This is a genomic window from Nocardiopsis halotolerans DSM 44410, assembly GCF_000341065.1.
GTDB lineage: Bacteria > Actinomycetota > Actinomycetes > Streptosporangiales > Streptosporangiaceae > Nocardiopsis > Nocardiopsis halotolerans.
The window spans coordinates 1-15548 of sequence record NZ_ANAX01000198.1 but is presented as its reverse complement, the minus strand read 5'-3'; the positions used below and the strand labels follow the sequence as shown (position 1 = coordinate 15548).

At 71.6% G+C, this 15548-nt stretch carries 12 protein-coding genes and 2 pseudogenes (1 of these 14 running past the window's edge); 4 read left to right on the top strand and 10 right to left on the bottom strand.

Going from position 1 to position 15548, the window contains the following annotated elements; genetic code table 11:
• The 3 genes and pseudogenes from D455_RS30545 to D455_RS30540 all read right to left on the bottom strand — a co-directional run.
• Positions 1 to 453, bottom strand: a pseudogene (locus D455_RS30545) (polyprenol monophosphomannose synthase) (it extends 335 nt beyond the left edge of the window).
• Positions 454 to 593: 140 nt separating this feature from the next.
• Entirely contained in the window at positions 594 to 1400 is an 807-nt protein-coding gene (locus D455_RS0115045; RefSeq protein WP_017571541.1) for a DeoR/GlpR family DNA-binding transcription regulator, read from the bottom strand.
• Positions 1401 to 1793: 393 nt separating this feature from the next.
• Complete coding sequence (locus D455_RS30540; RefSeq protein ID WP_017571540.1) at positions 1794 to 1985, bottom strand: hypothetical protein; 192 nt, start codon at positions 1983 to 1985, stop codon at positions 1794 to 1796.
• A gap of 94 nt (positions 1986 to 2079) precedes the next feature.
• Here D455_RS30540 and D455_RS0115035 point away from each other — a divergent pair, with 94 nt between their 5' ends.
• Positions 2080 to 2904, top strand: a complete 825-nt coding sequence (locus tag D455_RS0115035) for a 4'-phosphopantetheinyl transferase family protein (RefSeq protein WP_017571539.1) — start codon at positions 2080 to 2082, stop codon at positions 2902 to 2904.
• A gap of 23 nt (positions 2905 to 2927) precedes the next feature.
• Here the strand turns inward: D455_RS0115035 and D455_RS30535 are convergent.
• Positions 2928 to 4077, bottom strand: a pseudogene (locus tag D455_RS30535) (acyl-CoA dehydrogenase family protein).
• 208 nt (positions 4078 to 4285) lie between these two features.
• On the opposite strand from D455_RS30535, the gene D455_RS0115025 reads away from it, so the two are divergent.
• Positions 4286 to 5281, top strand: coding sequence for a LysR family transcriptional regulator (locus D455_RS0115025; protein WP_017571537.1), 996 nt, complete (start codon positions 4286 to 4288; stop codon positions 5279 to 5281).
• A gap of 207 nt (positions 5282 to 5488) precedes the next feature.
• On the top strand, positions 5489 to 6802 hold the full coding sequence (locus tag D455_RS0115020; protein WP_017571536.1) for an ABC transporter substrate-binding protein: 1314 nt from the start codon (positions 5489 to 5491) through the stop codon (positions 6800 to 6802).
• 81 nt (positions 6803 to 6883) lie between these two features.
• On the opposite strand, the gene D455_RS0115015 is transcribed toward D455_RS0115020, so the two are convergent.
• From D455_RS0115015 to D455_RS0114990, 6 genes are all read right to left on the bottom strand, one after another.
• Positions 6884 to 7540: a TVP38/TMEM64 family protein gene (locus D455_RS0115015; protein WP_017571535.1), complete on the bottom strand. Its 657-nt coding sequence runs from the start codon at positions 7538 to 7540 to the stop codon at positions 6884 to 6886.
• A gap of 37 nt (positions 7541 to 7577) precedes the next feature.
• A complete protein-coding gene (locus tag D455_RS0115010) occupies positions 7578 to 9044 on the bottom strand; it encodes a sensor histidine kinase (RefSeq protein WP_017571534.1) in 1467 nt (488 codons plus the stop codon).
• A 146-nt stretch (positions 9045 to 9190) separates the two neighbouring features.
• Positions 9191 to 9976 carry a TIGR03943 family putative permease subunit gene (locus tag D455_RS0115005; RefSeq protein WP_017571533.1) on the bottom strand — a complete coding sequence of 262 codons (786 nt, stop codon included), beginning with the start codon at positions 9974 to 9976 and terminating at the stop codon, positions 9191 to 9193.
• On the bottom strand, positions 9973 to 11055 hold the full coding sequence (locus tag D455_RS0115000; RefSeq protein WP_017571532.1) for a permease: 1083 nt from the start codon (positions 11053 to 11055) through the stop codon (positions 9973 to 9975). The genes D455_RS0115005 and D455_RS0115000 overlap by 4 nt, the downstream gene beginning before the upstream one ends.
• Before the next feature lie 176 nt (positions 11056 to 11231).
• The gene (locus D455_RS0114995; RefSeq protein WP_017571531.1) at positions 11232 to 11975 is read right to left on the bottom strand and encodes a DUF6518 family protein; all 744 of its coding nucleotides are present in this window, start codon (positions 11973 to 11975) and stop codon (positions 11232 to 11234) included.
• A gap of 220 nt (positions 11976 to 12195) precedes the next feature.
• Complete coding sequence (locus D455_RS0114990) at positions 12196 to 13779, bottom strand: alanine/glycine:cation symporter family protein (RefSeq protein ID WP_017571530.1); 1584 nt, start codon at positions 13777 to 13779, stop codon at positions 12196 to 12198.
• A gap of 211 nt (positions 13780 to 13990) precedes the next feature.
• On the opposite strand from D455_RS0114990, the gene D455_RS0114985 reads away from it, so the two are divergent.
• Complete coding sequence (locus tag D455_RS0114985; protein ID WP_017571529.1) at positions 13991 to 15331, top strand: MFS transporter; 1341 nt, start codon at positions 13991 to 13993, stop codon at positions 15329 to 15331.
• Positions 15332 to 15548: the final 217 nt, after the last annotated feature.

Genomic DNA, 15548 nt, shown 5'->3' with positions numbered 1-15548 from the left:
GTAGCGCCTGCCGATCACCACACCCGCGTTGGTGGAGTGCAGGGCGCCCAGCAGCTGGGGGACGTAGCCCACGGGATGGCTGAGGTCGGCGTCCATCTGCACCACGTGGTCGGCCCCCTCGTCCAGGGCACGGGTCATGCCCGCGACGTAGGCGCGGCCCAGGCCGTCCTTGCGGGTGCGGTGGACGACGCTGATCCGCCCGGGGAACTCGACCGCGAGCTTGTCGGCGACCTCCCCCGTGCCGTCCGGTGAGTTGTCGTCCACGACCACCATCCGCAGTCGGGGCAGGTCCAGGGCCATGAGCTGGCCCACCAGCACGGGCAGGTTGTCGGCCTCGTCGTAGGTGGGCACGACCACCGTCACACGGGAGTCGGCCCAGGGTTCGGGGAGCGCCACGGGTTCGGGGGTGACGCGCACGGGTTCGGAGGGCGAGTGCTGGGGCGTGGAGGGCATGCGCGGCGGCTCCTGCGTGTGGGCGGATCGGGCGGGCGGTGCGGGGAGGTGCACGCCAGGATCGCGTGTGGAACCGGGCGTGAACGGTAGGGTACGCGCTCTCTTCGTCCGTTTGCAGAGGAAACTTCCTCCTACGTTCCTCACTGCCCCCGCTCGTCGGCGACCACGGCGACGTGGACGAGGGCGCCCGTCTCCTCCAGGGTCATCAACACCTCGGGATCGGCGCTGCTGTCGGTGACCAGGTGGGCGATCTCCTCCGGGGCGACGGTGGGCACCATGGTGTCGGCGCCGATCTTGGTGTGGTCGGCCAGGACGATGGTCTCCTCCGCGCAGGCCGCCAGGGCGCGGTCCACGCTGGCCACGGCCGGGTTGGGGGTGCTGAGGCCGCGGTCGGCGCTGACACCGTTGCCGGAGAGGAAGGCCCGGTTGACGCGCAGCCCGGCCAGGCTCTGCTCGGCGGCGGCACCGACCAGCGCCCGGATGGGACCGTGCAGCGTGCCGCCGGTCATGACCACCTCGACCCCGCTGGCACCGGCCAGGACCTCGGCGACGCGCAGCGAGTTGGTGACCACCGTGAGGTCGACGCGGGTGAGGAGCTCGCGGGCGAAGGCCTCCGCGGTGCTGCCGGGGCCGACGGTGACGGCGTCGCCGGGGCGGACCAGGCGGGCGGCGGACACGGCGATGGCGGCCTTCTCCGCGGCGCACTGGTCGCTCTTGCCCGAGTAGCTCTGTTCGTGGCCGATCCGCCCCGGCAGGGCGACCCCGCCCCGGCGGCGGTCGACCAGCCCCTCGGCCTCCAGCGCGCGCACGTCGCGGCGGATGGTGACCTCCGAGGCGCGGACCTTGGCGGCGATGTCGCGCAGGGACATGGTGCCGTTGGCGCGCACGAGTTCGAGAATGCGCTCACGGCGCTCGGCGGCGAACGCCGGACGGTTCTCCTCGGCCATTTGACTTCTCTCCTAGCTGAAGGCAGGGAGATTCTTCCCCCACGGGTCGAGCTTTCTGCTTCGCGGCCAACTGCCGATCCGAGTTAACGGCGAGGGGCGGAAGAGCACCGCCCATCGGTCCTACACCAGCTCCCGCCCCTACTGTGTGGGCTTCGCCAGAATCACACAGCGGGGGCCCGACATCACTTCCCGCCGGCCCGGCGGTAGGCCGACTCGGACTTGGTTTCCGTCACGGTCGACGCCTACCAAGCTGGCACTGACTTCAGCGGCGGTGTGCGGGTTCGGCGATTTCGGTGGGCAGCGATCACCAGGGAGCGTATCGCCATCCCTCGTCCTGTTCCGCGGGGGTCCGATTCCTCCCCGGCCTGAAGGCCACGGCCGCCTCGGAAGGATTCAGGAGACCCGCTTCCCGTGCTCGGCCACGGACCGCTCCCCCGCCTGGGTCCGCGCGGGTTCGGCGGTGTCCGCGGGAGCCTCCCTCACCCGGGGCTCGGGCTCTTCCGTGAGGAGGGCGACGATGACGATCGCCGTGAACGCCACCAGGCCGATGAGTGCTCCTGCGCCGAGCAGCATCACGACGGACATCCGGGCCTCCCAGGGGACGGGCTGACCTACCAGTAACCGAATTCCCGGTTTGGGTTGACCTCACACCACCGAACACGGGGAGGATCGGGCCACAATGGGAAACATGAAGCTCGATCCGGCCCCCCTGTCCACCGAGGTGTGGTGGGCGCACACCTCCGCCGCCGACGACCGACTGCTGCGACTGCTGGACGAGGAGGAACGCGCGCGCAACGACCGCTTCCGCCTCCAGGCCGACCGCGATCGTCACCTGCTGGGCCGGGCCATGTCCCGGCTGCTGCTGGCCGAACGGGCCGGCTGCCCGCCCGAGAAGGTGACCTTCGCTCTGCGCTGCCGCTCCTGCGAGGAGAAGGAACGCGCGGGCGCCAGCCGTGGCGAGGACTCCGCGCAGGGCCCGCACGGCAAACCCCACCCCTCCGGCCCCGCCGAGGGGTGGGAGGTCTCCGTCAGCCACTCGGGCGAGTGGGTGGTACTCGCCCTGGCCCGTGAGGTGCCCGTGGGCGTGGACGTGGAACGCGTCTCCGGGACCCGCGACCTGGAGGGGCTCGCGGGTTACACGCTGGGTGCCCCCGAGAGCCAGGCCTGGGGCCGCCTCTCCCCCGCCGACCGGGTCGGCGCCTTCTTCCGCTACTGGGCCCGCAAGGAGTCCCTGCTCAAGGCGACCGGACTGGGCCTGTCGGGCGGATTGCGGCGGGTGCTGGTGAGCCCGGCGGACGCCGCCCCGGAGCTGTTGGCCTGGGAGGGCGGCGGGGGCCCCGAGGCGGTGACGCTGGTGGACCTGGACGTTGGCGCGGGCCGGGAACGGGGCGGGGAGGAGTACCGCTCCGCGCTGGCCGTGCTGACCGACCGCCCGGTGGAACTGGAGCCGCATCCCCACGAGGAGACCGCCAGGATGCTGCGCTCCCGTCCCGGAAACGGCTGAGGCCCGCGCGCCCGCCGGTGCACTCAGGCGCCCTCGTGGGCCAGGTGGCGGCTGATGACCAGGCGTTGCACCTGGTTGGTGCCCTCCACGATCTGGAGCACCTTGGCCTCGCGCATGTAGCGCTCCACGGGGAAGTCACGGGTGTAGCCGTAGCCGCCGAGGACCTGCANNGGTGACCTTCATGGCGGTGTCGGTGGCCATGAGCTTGGCCATGGCGGCCTGCCTGCCGAAGGGCCGTCCGGCGTCGCGCAGGCGTGCGGCGGCCAGGTAGAGCTCCCGGGAGGCGGCGACCTGGGTGGCCATGTCGGCGAGCATGAAGCCGACGCCCTGGAAGTCGCCGATGACGCCGCCGAACTGGCGGCGCTCGCGGGAGTAGGCGACGGCGGTGTCCAGGGCGGCCTGGGCGAGGCCGACGGCGCAGGCGGCGATGCCGAGGCGGCCGGAGTCGAGGGCGGACAGGGCGATGCCGAAGCCCCTGTCGCGCGCACCGACCAGGGCGTCGCCGCCGAGACGGACGTCGTCGAAGAGGACACCGGCGGTGGGTGAGGAGTTCATGCCCATCTTGCGTTCGGGCGGCGCCGACCCGAGGCCGGGGGTGCCCGCGGGCACGTGGAAGCAGCTGATGCCGCGGGAGCCCGAGTCGGGGGCGCCGGTGCGGGCGAAGAGCGTGTAGTAGTCGGCCTCGCCGCCGTGGGTGATCCAGGCCTTGGCGCCGTTGACCCGGTACCCGTCCTCCACGCTCTCGGCGCGGGTGGTCAGGGCCGCGGCGTCGGAGCCGGAGGTTGACTCGGACAGGCAGTAGGCGCCCAGGAGATCGCCGCCGAGCATGCCGGGCAGGTACGCGTCCTTCTGCGCGTCGGAGCCGAAGGTGGCCACGGGGTAGCAGGAGAGGGTGTGGACGCTGACACCCAGGCCGACCGCGAGCCAGCCCCGGGCCAGTTCCTCGACCACCTGGAGGTAGACCTCGTAGGGCTGGTCCCCGCCGCCGTACTCCCCCGGGTAGGGCAGACCGAGCAGTCCGGCCGCGCCGAGCACACCGAAGACCTCGCGCGGGAAGAGGCCGTTCTCCTCGTCCCGGGCGGCGCGGGGGGTGAGTTCCTTGTCCACCATCTCCCGGGTCAGCTCCAGGAGCTGCTCCGCCTCGGGGGTGTGCAGCGTGCGTTCAACCGTCATGGACCTCTCCCGCTCCTGTCCGGAATGTGAGCATCTAGTAGGACGTCCAACTATATGGTGACCCAGGGCACCCTATCCCACAAGCCACCCGGCCGGCCCCTTGGACAGCACGGGGCGCGGGCCACCGATCCGTTAGACGGCGCGACTCGCCGCGAGCACGGGAAGAACACGTCTGTACACGGCTCCCCTCCTGTCCTAGATTCCACGCATGGACCTCGAACTCCGCCACCTGCGCACCATCTGCCTCCTGGCCGACACCGGCAGCGTGACCAGGGCGGCCGCCGCGCTCTCCACCTCCCAGCCCGCCCTGACCACCCAGCTCCAGCGGATCGAGCGCGAGGTCGGCGGCCCCCTGTTCCACCGGGGCCGCTCCGGGGTCCGCCCCACAGAGTTGGGCGAGTTCGTGCTGGTGCGCGCGCGTTCCGTCCTGCTGTCCATGGACGACCTGCTGCACGACATCACCGCGCACGGGGCCTCACCCTCCACACTGCGCGTGGGCGGGGTCGGGCCGCTGACCCTGGAACTGTCGGCGCGCATGCCCGAGGTCTTCCCGCACGTGCCGGTCCACGTGCGCACGGAGTACTCCCCCAAGCTGGTCACCGACCTGGTCCGCGCGGGCCGCCTGGACCTGGGGACCACGATCGACTACGTGGACCGCGACCTGTCCACGGACGGGCTCCTGTCCTGGGCGATGCTCTCGGTGGAACCGCTACACGTGGCGCTGTGGGAGGACCACCCCCAGGCGGACCGGCCGCTGATCCGGTTGGGCGACCTGGCGGGGTCCCCGTGGGCGCTGACCCCGCCGGACGGCACCGGCTGGCCCGAGTGCTTCTACCTGGCCTGCCAGCGGGCCGGGTTCACCCCCGACGTGCCCTACCGCCTCTACGACCGCTCCGAGATCCGCGACCTCATCGCCGACCACCGGGCGATCGCCCCGTGCCAGCCGGACTTCGACACCGGCCCCGGCGTGGTCATCCGCCCCCTGGAGGGCGCGCCCATACAGCTGCGCCACCTGTTGGTCTGGCGGCGCGACAGCCCCATCCACCAGGCCTCCGACAGCATCGCCCGGCTGGCCCGCGAGATCCTGCGCGGTCCGGCCCGCTCCCTGGACGGAGACCGCTCCAGACCCGAGCCCGGGGCCGACTCCGACCAGGCGCTGACCGACCGGTGCGACGGCCGCGTGCCCGGGGCGTTCAACGGCTGACCCCGACACGCCCGCGGCTCTCACCTGCGCACACTCACATGACGACCGGTCGGTTTGCGGCCCCCGGCGACACGCGTAGAGTGTTTACCCGCAAGTAACACTCGCGAGTAGACACGGCCCCCACCGTCGCTCCGCAGACGTGTACCTCCCCCATGGGCTACCCCCGCGCCCGTTCCGAGAAGGCACGACCGAGTCCAGGACACCAACATGCGCCCACTGAGAATCCTCTCCTCGACGCTGGCCGTCACGATTCTCCTCACCTCCTGCTCCAGCGGCCAGGACGACACCGGCGAGGCCGCCGGCACCACGGGGGTCACCGACGACACCATCGTCATCGGCACGCACCAGCCGCTCACCGGAGCCGCCTCCCCCGGCTTCCGCCACGTCTCCGCCGGTGCCGGTGCCGTGTTCGACTACATCAACGAGAACGGCGGCATCCACGGCCGCCAGATCGAGTACGTCGTCAAGGACGACGGATTCAACCCGGCACAGACCGTCCAGGTCACCCACGACCTCATGGACGAGGGGATCTTCGCCATGCTCGGCGGCCTGGGCACACCCACCCACGAGGCCGTGATCGAGGACCTCAACGAGGCGGGCGTCCCCGACCTGTTCGTCTCCTCCGGTGCCCTGGCCTGGGACCAGCCCCAGGTCTACCCCCACAGCTACGGATTCCAGGTCGACTACACCAGGGAGGCCAAGGTCCAGGGAAGGTACATCGCCGAGAACTTCCCCGACGACGAGGTCGGTCTGCTCTACCAGAACGACGACGTGGGCCCCACCTCCCAGGCGGGGATCGGGCAGTACCTCACCGAGGAGATCGTGGCGTGGGAGTCCTACGACCCCGGTGTCCCCGAACTCGCCGGGCAGGTCCAGTCGCTCAAGGACTCCGGCGCCGAGATCGCCGTGTGCTACTGCATCCCCGCGTTCCTGGCCCTGGCCGTCCTGGAGGCCACCGCGATCGGCTACACCCCGCAGTGGGTGGCGCCCAGCTTCGGCGGTGACGTGGCGGTGGCCAACGCGCTGATCGAGGAGTACGCGCAGGGCACCGCGGCCGAGGACGTGCCGACCGAGGCCTTCCTCGACGGGCTCATCATCACCGCGTTCCTGCCGATGGCCGCCCAGCGCGAGGACCCGTGGACGCGGTTCTTCCGGGAGGTCCACGAGCAGTACAACGGGGACGCGCCCCTCACCGACACCACCATCTACGGCATGGTGCAGGCGGTCCTGCTCGCCCAGGTGCTCATGGAGACCGGCCCCGACCTGACGCGGCAAAGCCTGCTCGACACCCTCAACTCCCACGAGTGGACGGGACCGGGTCTGGTCCCGTTCAACGCCTCCGAGGAGGACCACAGCGGCTACGCCGGGGTGATGGTGGTCCAGCACCACGCCGGTGAGGAACCCGAGGTCCTCCAGGAACCCATGGTCACCGACAGCGGCGGCGGGGAGATCCAACCCTTCGAACTGGACCGGCCCACACCCGACGAACTCGCCCTCTTCAGCGGCTCCAGCGGAGGTTGACCCAGGCCGGACGAGGCCGATCGGACCGGACGAGACCAACCGGATCGGCCACGGTCGACCGGAGCGGCGGCGGGCGGGGGCTCAGGCCCGTGCCCGCCACCTGCGCGAGCGCAGCCACCAGACCACGCCGACGGCCACCGCGAGTACCGTCCCGCCCACGGCCACCGGCACGCCCAGGTCCGCTCCCCCGGCTCCGACCAGCACCAGCGCCGCCGTTCCGGGGACCCCGCCCACGAGCGTGCCCAGCGCGAAGGGCCACACCCGTATCCGGGTCAGGCCGAAGCCGTAGTTGACCGCCTGGTACGGGATGACCGGAACCAGACGCAGTTGGATCACCGCCACCAGGGCGTGCCCGTCCGCCAGGGCGTCCAAGCGGGTGCGGGCCCCAGCGGGCAGTAGCCGGGCCACCGCGTCGCCCGCCACGTGTCGGGCCACCGAGAGCTGGGCCAGGGCCGCGCACACCCCTCCCAGCAGGGCCAGCACCAGGCCGAAGGACATCCCGAAGAGCAGGCCCGCCGCGGCGTTCAGCGCGGGCCGGGGCACCAGGGCGAACACCGCCATCACGTACACGCCCAGGTAGGCCAGCGGACCGGCCGTCCCCGCGGCCTCCACCCAGCCGCGCAGGGTGGACGTCTCCGGCCCCCACAGCAGGGCCAGGACCAGCACCGTGCCCCACACCAGCAGCAGGACCAGCCGCGACACGCCGGCGGTACTCACCCCGCGTGTCCCCTGGCCCATGTCCGCAGCCTATGTCCGTCCGGACGGGAACCGCGCGTCATGCGGGATGGTCCGGACCGCGGGGGTGTTCCGAGGGGCGCTCCGGGGACTGCTCCGGGGGCCCGGCGTGCTCGGGGATGCGAAGGACGAACGCCGCCCCGCCGAGGAGTTCGCTGTGCCCGGCCAGGAGGCTGCCCCCGTGGGCCTGCGCGATCTCCCGCGAGATCGGCAGTCCCAGGCCGCTGCCCCCGGGGTCGCGCTCCCGCGACTCGCGCAGCCGCGAGAAGCGCTCGAAGACCCGCTCCCGTTCCCCCGGGGGGATCCCCGCCCCGTCGTCGTGCACCTCCACCACGGCGAAGCCCTCCTCCCTGCGGACGATGACGTCGATACGGGACTCGGCGTGCCGTGTGGCGTTGGCGATCAGGTTGGTCAGCACCCGGACGACACGGAGCCGGTTGGCGTACACGTACACCGGACCGGAGGAGTGCAGCCGCAGTTCGGGGGCGCGGCGCCCGGTCGCGAACTCCTCCGAGACCAGGCCCGCCAGCTCGATCGTCTCCTGCACCGGGGTGGCGCCGCTGTCCAGGCGGGCGAGTTCGAGCAGGTCGGAGACGATGTTCTCCAGCCGCTCGGTGTCCGATAGCAGGCCGGTGAGCAGCATCTCGCGCATGCGGGGATCGGGGTCGGGGTCGGAGAGCTCCACCTCCAGCCTGGTACGCATTCCGGCGATGGGGTTGCGTAGTTCGTGGGAGGCGTCGGAGACGAACCTCCGCTGCCGGTTGACGGCCTCCTCCATCCGTTCCAGGCTGTCGTTGGCGGTACGGGCCAGGTGGGCGATCTCGTCCTGGCTGTCGGGCACGGGGAGCCTGCGGTCCAGGGCACTGACGGAGAGGGTGTCCAACTGGGCCCGGATCGCCTCCACGGGACGCAGCGCGCGGCCCACCCCGATCCAGATGACGAGCCCGGTCGCGACGAGCAGAGCGGCCGACGTCACCAGCATCGTGGCCTCCAGCGTGCGGGTGGCCACGATCTGGGGCATCCCGGTGGCGGCCAGGACGACGACGTCGCCGTAGACCGTGTCGTCGACGGAGTAGCCCACCACCAGGAGACAGGTCTGGGAGTCCACTCCCGTGCCCGGTCCGCAGACGGTGGTGTCCAGGCGGGACTCGCCGGGGAGGGGCCGCTCGCTGGTCAGCTGGGGCCGCCCCTCCAGGGTGTTGCTCGAGGCGAGCACCTCACCGCTGTCGCGCGCGACGACCTGGATGCGCAGGACGGCCTCGCCCTCCGGGATCGGCCCCGTGTAGGGTTCGGCCGCGATGTGGTCGGCGACCTGGAGGGCCTCCTCCGCGGCACGGTCGCGCACCTGCGCCATGACCGTCTCACGGATGAAGAAGAGGGTGAGGAAGAGCCCCACCCCGATGAGGAACGCCAGTCCCGCGAGCGCGGTGAAGGTGACCTGGGCACGGATCGACCGAGGGCGTATCCGCTCCCACGCCCTCCTGAGCCCGTCATCCCAACCTGACACCCGCCCATTGTCACCCGGGGCGTTCGTCATTCGTCGAAGCACCAACGGTGTGGCGGACTACGGGCACGGAGGGACCAAGGTCAATCCTCGGGAGGTTTCGGTCAGCCCCTGCTCCCCCTCCTTGCGCTCTCCCGTGCGGGCCCGTCTCACCACTCGTAGGGGTCCGGGGTATCGCTGACCTCCCGCATCTCCAGAACCTCGAACTCGTGCTGGCTGACGTGGGAGATCTCCCCCTCCGGCTCGATCCAGGTGCCGCGCACCGTCCACCAGCTGTCGGTCTCCGGGGCGGGTCTGTTGGTGATGTGGACCTTGTTGACGATGGCGTCGGCGGCGCAGCAGGACATCTGGAGGCGGGCCAGGAACCAGCCCTCGCCCTCGGGGTCGGGCACCGCGAACCCCGTCAGCTCGACCTCCTGTCCGGCCAGCAGGCGCTCCTCGTCCAGCCAGGCACGCATCACGAACTGGCGGACGTCCATCTCGACCACCTCGCCCGGTTCGGCCTCCGCGATCCCGTCGTCGAACCGGACCGAGCCCCGCTGCTCCGGCGGCGGGGGCGAGGCCGCGGCGGTGTTCTCCACGGTGTAGGCGCCCAGTGCGGGCGGGGCGACCACGAAGACGGCGATCACGGGCAGCAGGAGCAGCCACGCCACTCTCGGCGCGCGGGAGTGGTCGTGCCCGCCGTGGCCGTGCTCGTGGTGGGACTCGGAGGAGGGCTCCTCCGCGGTGTCCCCTCCGGAGGCCTCCTTCCCCTCTCCGCGCAGTTCGGCCACGATGACGAGCACGCCGAGCAGCACCATGACCACGCCCGCGGCCACGAGGAAGGGACCGAAACCCGGCTTGACCCAGTTCAGGTACAGGTCGGTGGCGACGGTGCTGGTCAGCGCTGCGGCGCCGAGCAGCACGAGGGTGAGCCCCTGGGCGATGCGGTTCACAGGACGATGCCTCCGATCAGGAACGTGCTGAGTAGTCCGACCAGCAGGCACAGCGGCGCGAAGCGCACCACGAAGCGCCAGCCGAACATGCCCGCCTGCATCGCGACGAGCTTGAGGTCGACCATCGGGCCGATCACCATGAACGCGAGCTTGGCGGTGGGGGAGAAGTCGGTGAAGCTGACCGCGACGAAGGCGTCGGCCTCGGAGCAGATGGACAGGAGGATGGCGAGCACGGCGAGCACGAGCACCGAGACGACCGGGAGCCCCGCCACCGTCACCAGCCACTCGCGCGGCACCATGACGTTGATGGTGGCGGCGGCCAGGCCGCCGACCACGAGGTAGCCGCCCGCGTGCATCATGTCGTGCAGCATGGACTCGCGGAAGACCGTCCACCGGGACTCACCGGGCGCGTGGGTGGGGGCGGGCAGGCGCAGCCAGTCGGCGCGGCCGAAGCGCACCCAGACCCACCCGACCACGACGGCGGTGAGCAGGGAGGCCACGAACCGGGCCAGCACCATCTCGGGCTGCCCGGCGAAGGCCACCGCGGTGGCGATCATGACGATCGGGTTGATGGCGGGCGCGGCCAGCAGGAAGGTCAGTGCGGCGGCGGGCGCCACACCACCCTTGATCAGGCTTCCGGCGATGGGCACCGAGGCGCACTCGCATCCGGGCAGCAGCGCGCCGGAGGCTCCGGCCACCGGCACCGCGCGGCCGGGTCTGGAGGGGATGAGGCGCTGGTAGACCGAGGTCGGGACGAAGGCGGTCAGCGCGGCCGACAGCGCCACGCCGAAGACCAGGAAGGGCAGCGCCTGGAAGCTGATCGCCGTGAAGATGGTGGCCCACGCCAGGAAGGCCTCGCTGGTCAGCCGGTCGGTGACCCAGGCGTGCCCCAGGGCCATCGCGGTGATGAACAGGGCGAACAGCCAGACCGTCCCGGTTCTGCGCGAACCCCCGCGGCGTCCCCAGTCCTCGGGGGGCAGATCGTCCCCGCGGTCGTGCCACCCTCCGGCGAGGGTGTCACCGAGCGAATGGGGGACGGCGGGGTCGGGTACGGCGGCGGGCGTCGTCCGGTCGGACACGGTGGTACTCCGCGGTGGTCGGGCGATAACTCCAGGCATAGTACCGAAAATCGTTTTCGCCCGTGGACGTTCCACTCCGGCCTGTGGACAACCATCCCACGTGTTTCCGGCCCGGGCGTCCACCGGGCACCCGCCTGCCGCCCCGGGGAGGGCATGGGGAAGGGCACCGCCGCGGATCAGCCGAGGTAGCCCATCCCGGCCAGGAACATCACCCGCTGTGCTCCCCACACACCTACGTACCACACCAGGCCCGCGGGCACCATGGCGCCGAGCGCGCGCAGCCGGTCCCCCGGCCTGCGGGCCACCACCAGGACGAGTGCGACACCCAGCAGCGCGGTGAGCCCGGCCTGGACGAACACGGACGTCGGGAAACCGAGCTGGGAGACGTAGGACGCGTGGGCCTCCGGTGCCGTGATCCGGAAGTGGGCCCAGCCCAGCACCGGGTACAGAGCCTCCGCGAGGAAGACCCCACCCAGCAGTCCGAGCCCGACCATGCGGCGCGGCCGTCGGTCGTGGTGGATCCACGCACCGGCCGCGGTCAGCAGCGGACCGGCCACGCACGCGGCCAGCAGCCACAGCCAGGCCGGGAACAGCCACCCCGGAACGTTCAGGAGGGCGAGCGGCCCGCCGTTCAGGACCGCTGCCGCACCGTAGTAGCACACCACGGCGCTGAGCAGGGCGACGGCTCCGGAGACGGGCACCTGCCAGGGCCGGAGCCGGGTGCCCCCCCACAGGCCCACCAGGAGCACGAGGGCGCACCACCCGGCGGCCGAGTCGATGAACATCCTGATCCACCAGGGCATCAGGAGCGCCACGCCAATGGTCAGGGCGGCCAGAGCGGGACCGGCCAGGGCGGCCAGGAGGAGCACGGTGGGAGAGGGGGCGGGGGAGCGCTCGGGGGTGGGCGTCGTCTGTTCCATGCCCCCACTATCGTGTCCGTCCCGCCTCCCGGTTCCGCCTTCCCGCCCGGATCGCCCGCGCCCCGGGCGTTCCGGGGCCACCGACGGACCCCGTGGCGTTCCTTGACGCTCCCGGTCGTCCACAGGACCGAAGAGGACCCGCCCTACCGCGCGCGGGCGTGGTTCGATGGATATGGGGGTCCCCTGGGCCGCCCACCTCGGCGTGCCCGCCCCCGGACCGTCAGCGGGGCTCCGGACCCCCGTCACCGTCGGGCCGTTCCCCACCGTCCTCGTCCGGCCCTCCGGGCTCCTCCTCCGCCCGCGTCCGGTCGGCCGAGACCTTGCCCGGGTCGGGCGGCGCCTCCCCCTCGTCACGCTGGACGTCCTCGGGAAGGGCACCGGAGGCCGGGCCCCAGCACTCCACGTTCCGCAGGTGGGGCATCTTGGAGAGCGTGAACTGGGGATCCAACCCGTTGCGCAGCTGACGGCTGTAGTCGGCCAGCAGCCGGAAGGCGATCGCCGACAGCGGTGCCAGGGCCAGCAGGTTGACGGTGGCCATGACGCCCATGGAGATGTCGGCGAGGCTCCACACCAGGGTCAGGGGGGCCAGCGAGCCGAGGAGCACCGCGGCCAGGACCGCGTAGCGGAAGTAGGTCATGTGCTGGGGGGTGCTGTCCAGGAACATCAGGTTGGTCTCGCCGTAGTAGTAGTTGCCCAGCACGGAGGTGAAGGCCAGCAGGAACAGGATGATCGTGAGGGCGTGGACCGACCACGATCCCAGGCTGGCCTCCAACGCGCCCTGGGTGACCGCGATCCCCTGGGCACCCCCGTACTCGGGGCCGGCCAGCAGCACGATGAAGGCCGTCACCGAGCACACCAGCCAGGTGTCGAAGTACACGCCCAGGGTCTGTACCAGCCCCTGTTTGGCGGGGTGGGAGACCGAGGCGGTGGCGCCGGCGTTGGGCGCCGACCCCAGCCCCGCCTCGTTGGAGAACATGCCGCGCCGCATGCCCTGGACGATCGCCGTGCCCACCCCGCCCGCGACGAACTCGCGCGCGCCGAACGCCGAGGCGAAGATGTCGCCGACGACCCGCGGCAGCTCGCCGATGTTGGTGATGACCACCCACAGGCCGATGAGGATGTAGAGGACGGCCATGAGCGGGACCAGCCCCTGGGCGACGGTGGCGATGCGCCGGACACCGCCGAAGATCACCAGCGCGGTCAGGCCCACCAGGAACAGTCCGACCACGGCGGACAGCAGCCACCCGGGGGAGCCGCCCAGAGCCTCGGCGGAGGTGGACACGGCGGCGGCGATGCTGTTGGCCTGCACCGTGTTGAACACCAGGCTGAAGGTCACGGTGATGACCACCGCGAACACCACACCCACCCACCGCTTTCCCAGCCCGTACTGCATGTAGTAGGCGGGGCCTCCCCGGAAACCGGTGCTGGTGCGCACCTTGTACAGCTGGGCGAGGGTGGACTCCACGAACGCCGCGGCCCCCAGCAGCGCGGCCATCGCCCACATCCAGAACACCGCGCCCGGACCGCCGAGGACGATCGCGGTGGACACGCCGACGATGTTCCCCGTTCCCACGCGCGAGGCCGCCGAGATGGCGAAGGCCTGGAAGGAGGAGATCTCCGCCTTGCCGTCGGGGGCGATCCCCGGGGCGCCGCGGATGACGCGGAACATCTCCGGCAGCAGGCGCACCTGCACGATCCCCGAACGCACCGTGAAGTAGACGGCGAGAACGATCAGGAGCGGGATGAGGAAGTAGCTCCAGAAGAAGTCGTTGACGGCGACGATGGCGTCGTTGAGGGCGTCCACACTCTCCCCTTCAGGCGGCCCGGTCGCCCCGGCGGTTCGGGGCCGTCCCGCAAGTGTCCACGTCACCGGTGGTGCGGAGCCGCATGGACACGCGAAGGGGCGGTAAAGGACCGTCACGGGTCAACAACCCACCGTGCGCACATGATCGGGCGGAGACCTGTGGTGGGAACCCCCATGGTCAGTCCTGTCGGCGCTCCCTACGGTTCCGGGCATGGAACAGAACTCCTCCCCCGCCTCCGACCAGCGGCGAGCCCCGTTTCTCCGCGTGGTCACCGCCAGCCTCATCGGCACGACGATCGAGTGGTACGACTTCTTCCTCTACGGCTCGGCCGCCGCGCTCGTCTTCAACCAGGTCTTCTTCCCCGGGTCCGATCCGCTGATCGGCACGATGCTGGCGTTCACCACCTACGCCGTGGGGTTCGTCGCGCGCCCCTTGGGCGGCCTGGTCTTCGGGCACTTCGGCGACCGGATCGGCCGTAAGAAGCTCCTGGTCATCAGCCTTCTGCTGATGGGGGGATCGACGTTCGCGATCGGTCTGCTGCCGACCTACGCGGCGGTCGGCGTGATCGCGCCGCTGCTGCTGACCCTGTTGCGGGTGGTCCAGGGATTCGCCCTGGGCGGTGAGTGGGGCGGCGCCGTCCTGCTCGTCGCCGAGCACGGCAAACCGCGGAACCGGGGGTTCTGGGCGTCCTGGCCGCAGGCGGGCGCGCCGGGCGGAAACCTGCTGGCGACCGCCGTGCTGGCGGTGCTGGCCGTGGTGATGAGCGACGCGGCCTTCCTGGGCTGGGGCTGGCGCATCCCGTTCCTGCTCTCGGGCGTGCTGGTGCTCATCGGGCTGTGGATCCGCCTCGCGGTCAGCGAGTCCCCGGTCTTCCGCGACGCGCACGAGCGGGCGGCGGCCTCGGCCAGGCCCGAACGCGCCCCGATCCTGGGCGTGCTGCGCGACCACTGGCGCGAGGCCCTGGTGGCCATGGGCGTGCGTATGGCGGAGAACGTCTCGTACTACGTCGTCACCGCGTTCATCCTGGTCTACGCCACCCAGGAGGCACGGATGGAGGACGGCCTGGTCCTCAACGCGGTGCTCGTCGCCTCGGCGGTGCACCTGGTGTCCATCCCCCTGTGGGGTGCGCTGTCGGACCGGCTCGGAAGGCGGCCGGTGACGGCCGTCGGCGCGGCGGGCGCGGCGCTGTGGGTGTTCGCGTTCTTCCCGCTGATCGACGTGGGAACCTTCTGGTCGGTGACCCTGGCCGCGACGGTGGGGCTGGTCCTGCACGGCGCCATGTACGGCCCGCAGGCGGCCTTCTTCTCCGAACTGTTCAGCACCCGTGTGCGCTACTCGGGCGCGTCGGTGGGCTACCAGCTGGCGTCGATCGTGGCGGGCGGCCTGGCACCGCTGATCGCGACGGCGCTGCTGGCCTCGTTCGGCGGCAGCGTACCGATCTCCCTGTACGTGGCCGCCATGGGTGCGATCACCCTGGTCGCCGTCGCGGTCTCCCGGGAGACCAGGGGACGGGACCTGCGGGAGGTGTCGGTGTCCGAGAGGAGTGGGTGACCCCGGAAAGGGCCCGGGCCCGGCAGGTGTGACCTGCCGGGCCCGGGTCTGTTCGGTACCGCCGTGGCCCGTGGCCGTCGGCGGGTGCCCACGGGGTCCTGGAGGATCCGAAGGTTCCCCTTCTCCGGGCACCCGAACACGGGCTGAGGCGGAGCCCCTGGAAGAGCGCTGCCTAGCGCTGGGGAGCGGAGTCGTAGCGGTCGCCACGGCGCGGGCC